13 protein-coding genes are annotated in these 13,784 nt (G+C 46.7%); 1 reads left to right on the top strand and 12 read right to left on the bottom strand.

Going from position 1 to position 13,784, the window contains the following annotated elements:
- Positions 1–61: 61 nt before the first annotated feature.
- From F5971_RS14535 to F5971_RS14525, 3 genes are all read right to left on the bottom strand, one after another.
- Positions 62–523: a regulatory protein RecX gene (locus F5971_RS14535; protein ID WP_193495651.1), complete on the bottom strand. Its 462-nt coding sequence runs from the start codon at positions 521–523 to the stop codon at positions 62–64.
- Positions 524–592: 69 nt separating this feature from the next.
- Positions 593–1,636 carry a recombinase RecA gene (recA, locus tag F5971_RS14530; RefSeq protein WP_036508328.1) on the bottom strand — a complete coding sequence of 348 codons (1,044 nt, stop codon included), beginning with the start codon at positions 1,634–1,636 and terminating at the stop codon, positions 593–595.
- An 81-nt stretch (positions 1,637–1,717) separates the two neighbouring features.
- Complete coding sequence (locus F5971_RS14525; protein ID WP_036508325.1) at positions 1,718–2,200, bottom strand: CinA family protein; 483 nt, start codon at positions 2,198–2,200, stop codon at positions 1,718–1,720.
- A 98-nt stretch (positions 2,201–2,298) separates the two neighbouring features.
- On the opposite strand from F5971_RS14525, the gene mutS reads away from it, so the two are divergent.
- The gene (gene mutS, locus F5971_RS14520; protein WP_193495649.1) at positions 2,299–4,884 is read left to right on the top strand and encodes a DNA mismatch repair protein MutS; all 2,586 of its coding nucleotides are present in this window, start codon (positions 2,299–2,301) and stop codon (positions 4,882–4,884) included.
- A 57-nt stretch (positions 4,885–4,941) separates the two neighbouring features.
- On the opposite strand, the gene rpoS is transcribed toward mutS, so the two are convergent.
- From rpoS to pyrG, 9 genes are all read right to left on the bottom strand, one after another.
- Positions 4,942–5,940 carry an RNA polymerase sigma factor RpoS gene (gene rpoS / locus F5971_RS14515; RefSeq protein ID WP_036508669.1) on the bottom strand — a complete coding sequence of 333 codons (999 nt, stop codon included), beginning with the start codon at positions 5,938–5,940 and terminating at the stop codon, positions 4,942–4,944.
- A 72-nt stretch (positions 5,941–6,012) separates the two neighbouring features.
- A complete protein-coding gene (locus F5971_RS14510; protein ID WP_193495647.1) occupies positions 6,013–6,933 on the bottom strand; it encodes a peptidoglycan DD-metalloendopeptidase family protein in 921 nt (306 codons plus the stop codon).
- Between the two features lie 17 nt (positions 6,934–6,950).
- Positions 6,951–7,868, bottom strand: a complete 918-nt coding sequence (locus F5971_RS14505; RefSeq protein WP_036508317.1) for a polyprenyl-phosphate transporter — start codon at positions 7,866–7,868, stop codon at positions 6,951–6,953.
- A 15-nt stretch (positions 7,869–7,883) separates the two neighbouring features.
- The gene (locus F5971_RS14500) at positions 7,884–8,519 is read right to left on the bottom strand and encodes a protein-L-isoaspartate(D-aspartate) O-methyltransferase (RefSeq protein ID WP_081763740.1); all 636 of its coding nucleotides are present in this window, start codon (positions 8,517–8,519) and stop codon (positions 7,884–7,886) included.
- 26 nt (positions 8,520–8,545) lie between these two features.
- Positions 8,546–9,301 (bottom strand): 5'/3'-nucleotidase SurE, encoded by a 756-nt coding sequence (gene surE, locus F5971_RS14495; protein ID WP_036508311.1) that lies wholly within the window; start codon positions 9,299–9,301, stop codon positions 8,546–8,548.
- A gap of 55 nt (positions 9,302–9,356) precedes the next feature.
- Entirely contained in the window at positions 9,357–10,424 is a 1,068-nt protein-coding gene (gene truD / locus F5971_RS14490) for a tRNA pseudouridine(13) synthase TruD (RefSeq protein WP_193495645.1), read from the bottom strand.
- The gene (gene ftsB / locus F5971_RS14485; RefSeq protein WP_036508306.1) at positions 10,421–10,720 is read right to left on the bottom strand and encodes a cell division protein FtsB; all 300 of its coding nucleotides are present in this window, start codon (positions 10,718–10,720) and stop codon (positions 10,421–10,423) included. Before ftsB ends, truD begins: the two co-directional genes overlap by 4 nt.
- 78 nt (positions 10,721–10,798) lie before the next feature.
- A complete protein-coding gene (gene eno / locus F5971_RS14480; protein ID WP_036508303.1) occupies positions 10,799–12,094 on the bottom strand; it encodes a phosphopyruvate hydratase in 1,296 nt (431 codons plus the stop codon).
- A gap of 35 nt (positions 12,095–12,129) precedes the next feature.
- Complete coding sequence (pyrG, locus tag F5971_RS14475) at positions 12,130–13,758, bottom strand: CTP synthase (RefSeq protein ID WP_036508300.1); 1,629 nt, start codon at positions 13,756–13,758, stop codon at positions 12,130–12,132.
- Positions 13,759–13,784 lie beyond the last annotated feature (26 nt).

Raw genomic sequence — 13,784 nt, 5'->3', positions numbered from 1 at the left:
TTTCAAAAAGACCCGATATTATATCGAATCCTTCTAAAATGTACGATAAATTTTAAAAAGCCTAGTCAATTACTTGACGTTTTAAACTTTCCCGCGCCTGATCGTAACTAAACCCATGATTTAAAAGATACCTCATACATTTAGCGTAGTCTTTAGCGGGTGGATTTTCGGTAAGTGTAAACCGTTTATTCGCTAAAGTTTTTGCAAGTTCAAACCAATCGGGGTCAAACTCACCTAGAATCGTATCAACCAACTCCTCCTCAATTCCTTTTTGACGAAGCTCGTAGCGTATGCGTGCTTCACCGTAACATTGACCCAATCGGTTTCGGATAAACATTTCGGTAAAGCGGTAGTCGCTTTGATAGCCATCTTCGGCTAATTGATCCAACACAGAATGTAATACATAAATATCGGAGGTTTGCGATTGAAGACGCTTGCTCAACTCGGCACGTGAATACTCACGGCGAGCCAGCAAGCTAATAATTTTGTAACGCAATTCCTGTGCGTTGAGTTCCGAGGACATATCCTGCCTCCTGTCTTAGAGGTGTGACGCAATCAACGCTAGAGCTGACATGCGTTCTAGCGTATGAGATTAAGAATCTAAATCCGCTTCTGTTTCGGTATCCATGTCTGACTGTTTGACATCTGATCCAGTGAGCAAACGACGGCGTATTTCAGCTTCAACCTCAGCTGCTATTTCAGGATGCTCTTCGAGATAACGAGCCGCATTGGCTTTACCCTGTCCTATTTTATCGCCCTTATAAGCGTACCAAGCACCCGCTTTATCAATCAGTTTTTCTTTAACACCCAAATCAATAACTTCACCCATATGGTAGATTCCACTGCCATACATGATTTGGAATTCAGCTTGTTTAAAAGGAGGTGAAACTTTGTTTTTCACAACCTTAACGCGCGTTTCACTGCCCACGACTTCCTCGCCTTGCTTCACTGAGCCTATACGACGAATATCCAAACGAACAGATGCATAAAACTTCAACGCATTACCGCCAGTTGTCGTTTCAGGGCTACCAAACATAACACCAATTTTCATACGAATCTGGTTGATGAAAATCAATAAAGTATTCGCGTTTTTTACACTCCCCGTGAGCTTACGCAATGCTTGTGACATCAATCGTGCCTGCAAGCCCATGTGGGAGTCACCCATTTCGCCTTCAATTTCAGCTTTTGGCGTTAAGGCTGCGACCGAGTCAACGACAATGACATCAACAGCATTTGAACGTACCAACATGTCGGTGATTTCTAATGCTTGCTCACCTGTATCCGGTTGAGAGACCAGCAGTGAGTCAACATCAACTCCTAATTTTTCGGCATAAATAGGATCCAATGCATGTTCAGCATCTACGAAGGCACAGGTTTTACCCTGCTTTTGTGCTTCAGCAATAACCTGTAACGTTAGCGTTGTTTTACCTGACGACTCAGGACCGTAAATTTCAACGATACGTCCATAAGGCAGACCTCCTAGTCCTAATGCGATATCCAACCCTAATGATCCCGTTGAAACACTGGGGATCACTTCTCTTGGCTGATCACCCATACGCATCACCGCCCCTTTTCCGAACTGACGTTCAATTTGAGACAGTGCGACATCAAGGGCTTTCTTTCTATTTTCGTCCATTGCGAACCTCATGTAAGGATGCTTAATCTAAAATACTGTATATCTGAACAGTATTATTTCATAACTTTTCAAGATTGCAAGTCATCGCGGCAAATAAGCAAGAATTCCTTCAAGTGCCTGAATAACTGTTTGCTCACGGATACTATCACGATCCCCTTGAAAAAAACTCAGGCAGGTTCTCGTTGGCTGCCCTTTCATCGCCCAAGCCAACCATACTGTACCTACTGGTTTCATAGGTGTTCCACCATCCGGTCCAGCAACACCACTGACGGCCACAGAAATATCAGCACCACTTTTCTGCAAGGCCCCCTCCGCCATCGCTTTAACGACATCTTCACTCACGGCGCCTTTTGCTTGAATTAATGCATCATTTACCCCTAAAAGCTGGGTTTTAGCCGTATTTGAATAGGTGACAAAACCGTATTCATACCAAGCAGAAGAACCCGGAGTCGATGTAATTGCCTGAGCGATCCCTCCACCCGTGCAAGACTCAGCTGTGGAAACATGCGCCTGATACTCACGAAGCAACTCTCCAACCTCGGCAGCGAGTTTTTTTATATGCATCGGATTTTTCTCCTATACGCTCTGTTGAACTTTTATCTTAGAATAGAGGCTTAACTCAGTTACAGACGACTTTTGATTTTTCAACCTTTAAGGGCACAATGACTTCTTCACTCCCAGCCAGCATTTCCGATAATCATACCCCTATGATGAAGCAGTATCTGCGCATAAAAGCAGAACACCCTCATCAAATACTGTTTTATCGTATGGGTGATTTTTATGAACTCTTTTACGATGATGCCAAACGCGCCTCTGCTTTGCTCGATATCTCGTTAACGGCAAGAGGGAAATCGGACGGCCAACCTATCCCTATGGCCGGAGTTCCGTATCATGCGGCTGAGGGATATATTGCCAGACTTGTCCGCCAAGGTGAATCGGTTGTTATTTGTGAACAAGTCGGTGATCCCGCCACCAGCAAAGGCCCTGTCGACCGCCAAGTCGCTCGCATTGTTACACCGGGTACACTTACGGATGAGGCTTTTCTGGATGAGTCCCGTGACAATCTTTTGGTCGCTGCGTACTTTCAAAACACACGCTACGGGATTGCGTTGCTGGATCTTAGCTCTGGACGCTTTAGTTTACTTGAGCTCGATAGTGAGGAAGGTCTGCTCAGTGAAATTGAACGACTTCAGCCCGCCGAACTACTGTGCAGCGATAGTCCCTCCATCTTTCCTTTAATCCAAAGCCGAAAAGGGGTCAGAATTCAACCACCTTGGTACTTCGATAACGAAACTTGCCAAAAACTTCTATGCGATCAATTTAAAGTTAAAGATTTAAGCGGATTTGGTTGCCAAGATATGCATGCGGGTATCGCGGCGGCAGGCTGTTTATTACAGTATGCACGTGACACTCAACGCAGCCAACTTCCTCATATTCGCAGAATACAAATTGAGCAGCGCAACGAAGCCGTCCAACTTGATGGCGCCACGCGTAAGAACCTCGAATTGGATCAAAATCTACAGGGTGGACGCGAAAACACACTTGCAGCTGTGCTCGACACTACTTGCACGGCAATGGGCAGTCGTTTGCTAAAGCGATGGTTACATCGCCCTCTGCGTGATTTGGCAAGATTAAAGTCACGTCAAGATGCCATTAGATGGTGCTTGGAGGATTTACATTTTGAAGCGATCTCTGAAGCGCTTAAGCCTATCGGCGATACAGAACGCATTTTATCTCGGGTGGCTCTAGGTTCAGCACGACCCAGAGATCTAGAAAGACTTAGACACAGTCTTCAAGCTTTACCCCTCGTACAGCGGCTTCTACAAAATACAGACGCCCCCTTATTGCAAGATTTAGCTGAACAAATCAGTGATTTTCCTGATCTAGCGACGCTACTCTCACAAGCGGTGACCGACGCTCCTCCCGTTGTCATTAGAGATGGCGGCGTCATTGCCGAGGGCTATGATGCAGAACTCGATGAACTGCGTGCATTAAGTGAAAATGCAGGCGGGTATTTGCTTGAACTGGAGCAGCGGGAGCGGGAGCGCACAGGACTTGCAACCTTAAAGGTCGGGTATAACCGTGTGCATGGCTACTACATTGAGCTCAGTCGGAATCAAGCCACTCAAGTACCTGCCGATTACATTCGCCGCCAAACATTAAAAAACGCAGAGCGCTACATTACCCCAGAACTCAAAGCCTTTGAGGACAAAGCGCTGAGCGCCAAAGGGAGAGCATTGGCGCGCGAGAAAGAGCTCTACGAGGGGCTACTGACCCTTTTGCAACAGCAGCTAGGCCCTCTGCAACTTTCCGCTTCAGCGTTAGCAGAGCTGGACTTATTGAACAGCCTGGCCGATAGAGCCTATCATCTTAATTATGTTGCGCCGCAGCTTTCGGAAGATCGTATCCTATCCATTTCAGAAGGCCGTCACCCAGTGGTGGAATCAACGACGTCGTCTCCTTTTGTCGCTAACTCAATCAATCTTCATGACACACGTCACATGTTGATTATCACAGGCCCTAACATGGGCGGTAAATCTACCTATATGCGCCAAACAGCCTTAATTGTATTAATGGCGCATATTGGCAGCTATGTACCCGCTCACTCAGCAGAGATAGGCTTAGTCGATCGTATTTTCACCCGGATGGGGTCGTCAGATGACTTAGCAGGGGGACGTTCAACCTTCATGGTCGAGATGAATGAAACGGCGAATATTTTACATAATGCGACAGCACGCAGTCTGGTCTTGATGGACGAAGTTGGGAGAGGAACAAGCACGTTTGATGGGCTCTCGTTGGCGTGGTCTTGTGCAGAATACTTGGCCTACAGGACCAAAGCCTTCGTGCTATTTGCCACTCACTACTTTGAATTGACATTACTGGCAGAGCAGCTTTCTGGAGTTGCTAACATTCACTTAACTGCGATCGAACATCAAGACCGCATCGTGTTTATGCATGAAGTCAAAGAGGGTGCTGCCAGTCAAAGCTACGGTTTACAAGTCGCACAGCTTGCAGGGGTACCGACCAGTGTTATTGAGTCTGCACGATTAAAGCTTCATCAACTTGAAATTGAATCCAAGTCTCACCAAGCTGCGCCGCAGACGAGCACTAAGGTTCATGAGCCCTGCCAAGTTGATTTATTTTCAACCAAGAGCCAAGTTGAGGAAAAATTAGCCGAAATAAACCCTAACAATCTGACACCGATTGAGGCATTAGTGCTGTTAAACGAGCTAAAGAAATTGTGTTAAAACACGACAACTGACTCAGAATGCATCTAAGCTATCTGAGTCAGTTGAATAGGATGCTTACTGGAGCAAATCTTCTTCGGTAAGGCCATTTTTCTCGACAATATCTCTAAGCTTGCGCAGCCCTTCAACTTGAATTTGCCTAACACGTTCGCGCGTTAGGCCAATTTCATTACCCACCTCTTCAAGAGTGCTGATTTCATATCCACGCAAACCAAAACGTCTTGATAACACCTCTGAATGCTTAGTCGGTAACATATCTAACCAACGGTTTAGGTTACCACTGATGTTATTCGTTTGGAGTAAAACTTCGGGGTCAGCAGAGTCGACGTCTGCGATCGTATCCAGCAGCGGCTTATCACTTCCTCCTCCAGCTGGCGTATCCACAGAGGTCACCCGCTCATTCAAACCAAGCATACGCTCAACACTTTCAACAGGACGGTCGACCAACGCCGCGATTTCTTCAGAGGTGGGTTCATGATCTAATTTTTGAGCCAACTGACGAGAGGCTCTAAGATAAAGGTTGAGCTCTTTAACAACATGAATAGGGAGACGAATAGTGCGCGTTTGGTTCATAATTGCACGCTCGATGGTTTGACGAATCCACCAAGTTGCATAGGTTGAAAAGCGAAAACCTCGCTCAGGATCAAACTTTTCGACGGCTCGAATCAGTCCTAGGTTACCTTCCTCAATAAGATCCAGCAATGTTAATCCACGGTTAATGTAACGACGGGCAATTTTAACAACTAAACGTAAGTTGCTTTCAATCATGCGTTTGCGTGCTGCATCATCACCCTTTAAGGCTAATCTTGAAAAGTGCACCTCTTCTTCAGCCGATAGTAAGGGCGAAAATCCAATTTCATTTAGGTACATTTGAGTTGCATCTAGACTTCGCGCACTCATCAGATCCTCATGCGCCTTAGTACCTCGTCCTCGTCCGCTATCGATAAAGTCGCTACCATCGTCACTGGAATCTAGATCAAGATCATCATCAGAGTCACTATCTTCTAGATCCGCATCCAAAATAAACTCTTCATCGAACTTATCGCTATCATTCATCGAAACCATGTTTTAATCCTTACTAAGCCAGCAATCAGGGTATACCTGTTTATCATTATTGTGTTGTTATTGTTATCGTCTTGGCAGATAGGTTAATGGATCTACGGGTTTACCGTCTCGACGGATCTCAAAGTGTAGCTGAACACGGTCAGTGCCCGAATTCCCCATCTCGGCTATTTTACTTCCAGCTTTTACAGTATCATTTTCACTCACTAGAATGCGACTGTTATGCGCATATGCGCTAAGAAACTGTTGATTATGATTAATGATCACTAAGTTTCCATAGCCAAGCAAACCACTACCCGCATACACAACTCGACCATCTGCCGCCGCAAGGATTGGGTCACCCATCTTACCATCAATATCGACCCCCTTGTTGCCTCCCTCTCGATCAGAGAAACGCCGGATAATATTTCCCGATGCAGGCCACTGCCACCGGACGCCCCCCGCTGTGGATGTCGCAGCCGATGCACTTGACGCGGCCGTCGTTGATGTCGCCGTGCTAGCCGTTGTTTGAGGTGGCGGTGCTGATGGGGGTGTTTGTACGGGGGGTTGCTGCGCCGAGGCAGGACGGGGAGAAGCACTGCCACTCGACGTTTGCGTTGCAGGCGCTGCAGGCCTAGACGCTGTTGATGCAACAGGAGCAGCCTGACGAGCTGGCGCTGATGCCGCTACTTGCGTGGTCGATGATCCCGTGTTGGTCAACCTTAGCACTTGGCCTGGATAAATACGGTAGCGTTGATCAATTGAATTCCAACGCGCAACCTCTCGATAATCCAGCCCATACCGCCAAGAGATAGAGTAAAGGGTATCCCCTTGCTTGACCGTATAGGTTCCAGGGTTCGCTAAGGGAGCTGGACGCGATGATGTTTGTGTATTTGCAGCACCTCTCGCACCTAAAGACTGATCGGTAACAGGTGCAAACCCTCTTCCACAGCCTGCCAAAAGAGCGAACATTAGAACAAATGATAATGCACCTAAGCGTTTTCCCACAGTTGCTCCATTAAGATTCAGCGACGATCCAGCAGAACCACTAAGCCAATACCGAGTATCATTAAAGCAAGCGCACCTAATGTATAAGGGTCTTGCCCAGTCATTTCAAAAAACGTCTCCGGTAGCACATTCCTTTGCAGTAAAGGAACTTCTTCCCCATGCCGATTTATACTATATGAGAGCGTATATTTCCAAGGCCATACTTTGTTTAATGACCCCAACATGAATCCACCCAGAAGTGACAGGGTTGCGACTTTATGATGGTGGAATGCCCAGCTTAAAACTCGAGAAAAGCTCATAATGCCCACCACACAGCCCGCTAAAAACAAGCCTATAAAGCCAAGCTGAAAGTCTTTAACCGCTGTTAAAACAGGCGCATACATCCCCATTAACAACAAAATAAAACTTCCGGAGATACCCGGCAATATCATCGCGCAAATCGCAATCATTCCTGAAAAAAACACCAACCAAACACTCGGTGTCACTTGGCTAGGTGACATTGAGGTCACCACATAAGCGATACAAACACCTAGCAGAAAAATACCGACAACTCGAAAATCCAATTTATTCGTATGGCGAATAACACTCCAAGTGGATGCGAGTATTAAGCCAAAGAAAAATGACCAAAGTAAGACAGGATGCTCCTCAAGTAGATATAAAACAATCCTTGCCAGTGTAAGCAGGCTTAGGACAATCCCAAAAATAAGGGTTATCAAAAAAGAGCCATTCACATAACGCCAAACAGCCACAGGCCCTTCTTTAAATAATAGGGACAGCGCTTGAAGATTAAATCGGCGGATGCTTTCAATGAGTTCTTCATAAATACCTGTGATAAACGCTACCGTTCCACCGGACACTCCAGGAACAGCATCAGCGGCTCCCATCAACATTCCTTTTCCTACCAATGCCAAATAATCGGCTATTGTTCGCTGCATAAACCTACTTCCTAGTCAGCGTATTGTTCCACTTAACAGCGGCACAAAGTTAACATCTTCAAGCACACGTGTTTCAAATACACGCGCTTCTTTGCGTATAACAAGTTTCAACTGCTGTCGATTACCACCCACAGGAATCACCAGCCTACCGTCTATCGCTAACTGTTCTAATAACTCTTCAGGTACTTCTTCGGGTGCTGCCGTTACCAAAATACCATCAAATGGCCCCTGTTCAGGCCACCCCATGCCACCATCGGAATGGCGCATCATGACATTAAATATCTTAAGCCTTTGCAGTTTTTGACGCGCACGATCCTGTAAAGGGCGAATGCGTTCGACACTACACACTTGGTGCACGAGACTGGCTAAAACAGCTGTCTGATATCCAGAGCCAGTTCCAACCTCCAACACTTTTTTTAGCGGGCCTGCAGCCAACAGTATTTCGGTCATACGCGCAACAATATACGGCTGGGAGATTGTTTGATTAAAGCCAATGGGGAGCGCGGTATCTTCGTACGCACGATGCGCTAACGCTTCATCAAGAAATAAATGACGAGGTGTGGCCAAAAGAACCTCCAGCACACGCTCGTCTTTGATGCCCTGTTCACGAAGACGAGCAATCATCCGCTCTCGCGTTCTTCGTGATGTCATTCCAATCCCCTGAAGATCTAAATCGGTCACACAAGGTCCTCAAGCCAACACGCCAGATTATCCATACCCGAATAATGCGTCATGTCTATCTGCACAGGTGTAATTGAAACATACCCCTGTTCTACTGCATAAAAATCCGTTCCGGGTTCACGATCAGCTGCAGCACCCGCTCCTGCAATCCAATACCTCACTCGCCCTCTAGGATCGAAGGTTTCGACTGGCAAATCAGCTGCTAATCGGTGCCCTAATCGAGTAACGTGAATCCCTTTAATTTGATCTATGGGAACATCTGGAACATTAATATTAAGAACAGTTCTTGGTGCAACAACTAACCTGTCTAATTTCTGCACTAAATTACGAACAATTTCCGCAGCGGTATCATAATGTTTTGGATGAAAACTATCCATAGACACGGCAATCGGTGGTAAGCGACACGTTCGACCTTCCGTTGCAGCAGCAACGGTGCCCGAATACAAAACATCATCGCCTAAGTTAGCACCTGCATTAATACCTGACACCACAATATCGGGTATAAAGCCTTCTTGAAACAAACCCGACCGTCCTAAATGAACGCAATCGGTCGGAGTTCCATTAATACTAAAAAACCCACTGGAGTGCTGATAGGCTTCTAATGGGCGGTCAAGGGTTAAGGAGTTACTGGCACCGCTTCGATTTCGATCGGGCGCAACCACACATATATCCGCATCCCTTGCTAAGGCTCTCGCCAAGGATGCCAACCCTGGAGCATAAACTCCATCATCGTTTGAGACCAATATTCTCATCACTTCTCTCATGTGTGCAATCAAGCACATCCGCTGTATACACTTAAGTCATTTATTATTCTGCCAGTTCTACCTGCTGGCTATTCTCTACCAGGCACAACTCTCTCAGCACGCTGGTTGCAAATGAGCCGGCTGGCAACGAAAAGGTAACACGGAACTGACTCTCTGTAACCTGATTAAGTTCAGCAAATTCAGGCATTAATCGTGCACGCCGTCTTTCTTGACGCAGACCTAACGTCTCAAGCGCATCGGCCCATGCTTGCCATTCACTCACGATGGACTTCTCGAAATCAGCAGCTACGCCTTGTGTCATGAGTTCCCCAGCACCCCACATTGGCGCCGTATGACTCAACTCTCCGGCTGCTAAACGAGCGGCCATATCTGACATCCCTTGCTCGACCACAAAGCAACTTTGACTGCTAGGTAACATGAGCACATCACCAATCTGTACCGTTTCCCAGCGATGCTGCAGGATACGTTCAGATACAATTTGGTTAAAAAGCGCAGAGCGTAAAGCCGAAATATACAAACCACGCTTATGGCTTTGCCGTTCTTTTAACACACCCGCCAGCAACGCCTCACCTTGGGTAATATTGCCATAGGCTTGACCAAAACGCTGTTCACCAAAGTAATTAGGGACACCAGCCTTCTGTATGGCTTTGAAACGCTCAACTAAAGCAAGAGGCTCGGTTACATTGCGCAACAACAATTCAAAGCGATTGCCTTGCAAAACACCTGTTTTCAGTTTTCGACCGTGTCGGGTATGCTGAAGCACTTTAATGGTTGATGTTTCGAATAACGACCACCGAATGGGCGGCGCTTTAATAGGATGCTTAAAACTAAACCACTGCTGTGTAATCGCATGTCGGTCTTTTTTACCCGCATACCCTATGTCGCGAGGGTTCGTCCCTGTGAACTTTGCCAACTGTCTTGCGACCCATTCCGTATTTTCACCTGTTTTCTGAATAAGAACAAACACATGTTCTCCTTCCCCATCAGGCTCAAACCCTAGTATTTCCTCAACACAAAAATCACTGGGCTGTTCTCGAATTCGTGCAGCGGAAATGGGTTTCCCCCACAACCAAGCTTCAGATCTGGATAATAACTGTGGGAGAAGGCTCATCGCTTGCGTACCTGTTCTGGACGAGGTTCAATTAACTGAAAAAAGGTTTCACCCTCTTTGATCAATCCCATTTCGCTTCTTGCACGCTCTTCAATCGCACGCAAGCCTGACTTAAGATCGGCAACCTCTGCTTCTAGCCGGTGGTTACGCTCAGTCAACTGCTGATTTTCACGTTTTTGTTTCTGTATTTGCTCCTCAAGATACCACACCTGACGCAGATTGGGATCTCCGAGCCACAAGCGGTACTGCAATCCTGCTAGCATCAACACCAGTATTATTAAGAGCCAACGAAACACTAATGACCTCAGTCTCTTTCAATAACCACAGAAAAGGGGGCTAAGCCCCCTTCCCTTTTTGGTTCATCCTAGGATAAATCAAGCTTGTCCTTTAATCTCGGCCAAGCCATTGTAAACAGCCTTATCACCTAATTCAGCTTCAATACGCAACAAACGGTTATACTTAGCCACACGGTCAGAACGGCACAATGAGCCAGTTTTAATCTGTCCTGCTGCCGTACCCACCGCAAGATCAGCAATGGTCGTGTCTTCCGTTTCACCAGAACGATGCGAAATAACGGCTGTAAAGCCCGCCGCTTTTGCCATACGTATTGCGTCTAGGGTTTCAGACAATGTACCGATCTGATTGAACTTAATAAGAATTGAGTTCGCAATGCCTTTTTCGATCCCTTCAGCGAGAATCTTGGTATTGGTCACAAATAGATCATCGCCAACGAGCTGTACTTTATCGCCAATTTTACGGGTTAAATCAGCCCAACCCGCCCAATCCGACTCATCCATACCATCTTCGATTGATACTATTGGATATTTTTCGGATAAAGACTTAAGGTAATCAGCAAAGGCAGATGAGTCAAAGACTTTGCCTTCGCCTGATAAATCGTACTGACCCGCTTTATAAAATTCGGACGCCGCACAATCCAGAGCAAGTGTGACATCCTTACCCAACTCATAGCCAGCTTTTTCAATTGCTTCACGTATGACAACCAAGGCTTCTTCATTTGAGCCTAAGTTTGGAGCAAAACCGCCTTCATCGCCAACCGCTGTACTCAAACCACGATTTTTAAGAACGGCTTTTAATGAGTGAAAAATTTCCGTTCCGCAGCGCAGACCTTCACTAAAGGACGTAAAGTTGACTGGCTGAACCATGAACTCTTGAATATCGACGTTATTATCCGCATGTTCGCCACCATTGAGAATATTCATCATGGGGACAGGCATGGAAAACTGGCCTGGTGTGCCATTAATCTCTGCAATGTGTGCGTAGAGAGGAATGCCTTTTTCTGCAGCGGCGGCTTTAGCTGCAGCCAACGAAACGGCCAGAATAGCATTTGCACCCAAAACAGACTTATTGTCCGTACCATCGAGTTCAAGCATTTTGTTGTCGATGGCACGCTGTTCAGTTGCATCCATTCCCAGCAAAGCATCACGGATAGCGTTATTCACAGCAGCAACTGCCTTTAAGACACCTTTGCCCATGTAGCGTGACTTATCACCATCACGCAACTCAAGCGCTTCGCGTGAACCGGTCGACGCTCCAGAGGGAGCACACGCAGTTCCCACAACACCAGACGCTAAAATCACATCTGCTTCTACCGTCGGGTTGCCACGCGAATCAAGCACTTCACGCGCTTTGATATCAGCAATCTTTGCCATATGTATCATTCTCCGATTTTTGTTTTAACTGAAAATTAATCCTGCGACTGGTATTCCAGAGCGGCTTTAATAAATCCTGTAAACAAGCCATGCCCATAACGCGGGGTTGAAGTAAACTCCGGATGGAACTGGCACGCGACAAACCACGGATGGTCTGGCACCTCAACGACTTCAACTAGCTCACCATCAGCAGAACGCCCAGCAATTATTAGCCCAGCCGCTTCTAATAATGGAACATAGTGATTATTGACCTCATAACGATGACGATGGCGCTCACGAATTTCGGTTGCGCCATAGACTTCAGCCGATTTAGAGCCCGGAATCAAATGGCAAACCTGCGCACCTAGACGCATGGTTCCACCGAGATCCGTATCAGCGGTTCTCTGCTCAACATTACCATCAAGATCAACCCACTCTGTGATTAATCCTACAACTGGATGAGCCGACTGTTTATTGAACTCTGTTGAGTTTGCGCCTTCTAGGCCTGCAACATGTCGAGCAAACTCGATAACAGCAACCTGCATTCCAAGGCAAATCCCCAGATAAGGCACTTTATTTTCTCGCGCATAGCGAGCCGCCAGAATTTTACCTTCGACGCCACGCTCGCCAAAGCCACCTGGAACCAGAATAGCCGACGCGCCTTTTAATATATCAACACCTTCACGTTCAACACGCTCAGAATCAATGTATTCAATTTTAACTTTACGACGCAGTGCTATACCTGCATGTGTAATGGCTTCGATCAGGGACTTGTAGGCATCTAACAGCTCCATGTACTTGCCCACCATCGCAATGGTGACTTCTCCATCCGGATTTAGGAAGCTGTCAGACACACGATCCCACTCACTCAAGTCAGCAGGTGGGCAGTCGAGACGGAAGCGATCAATCACAATATCGTCCACACCCTGCTCAGCCAACAACTGAGGGATGGCATAAATTGATTTTGCATCCGGCAAGGAAACAACCGCGCGCTCTTCAACGTTGGTGAACATCGCCAATTTACGCCTTGCCGACACAGGCAAAGGTTGCTCTGAACGACAAACCAGAATATCCGGCTGAATACCAATTGAACGCAGCTCTTTCACAGAGTGCTGAGACGGCTTGGTTTTCGTTTCTCCAGCTGTCGCAATATAAGGAACAAGCGTCAAATGCATGAATAACGCATTGGCGGCTCCCACCTCGATTCTAAGCTGTCGAACCGCTTCAAGGAATGGCAAGGACTCTATGTCACCAACCGTTCCGCCGATTTCAACCAGTGCGATTTCAGCGCCACTTGCACCTTCAACAACACGACGTTTAATTTCATCTGTGATGTGAGGAATAACCTGCACAGTCCCGCCAAGGTAATCACCACGGCGTTCTTTTTTCAGGACATGCTGATACACACGACCTGTTGTGAAGTTATTACGGCGGGTCATCGTTGTCCGAATAAAACGCTCGTAGTGACCCAGATCTAAGTCTGTTTCAGCGCCATCATCAGTAACGAACACCTCACCGTGTTGAAAGGGGCTCATAGTACCCGGGTCCACATTGATATATGGATCGAGCTTTAACATAGTAACCCTTAGGCCACGTGCTTCAAGAATGGCTGCCAGTGAGGCTGAAGCAATACCTTTGCCCAAAGAGGACACTACACCGCCGGTGACGAATATATAGCGCGTCATGCAAAACCTGTAAAAATCATGATATT

Source organism: Nitrincola alkalisediminis, assembly GCF_009821115.1.
Lineage (GTDB): Bacteria > Pseudomonadota > Gammaproteobacteria > Pseudomonadales > Balneatricaceae > Nitrincola > Nitrincola alkalisediminis.
This window is presented reverse-complemented; position numbering and strand designations above follow the sequence as displayed.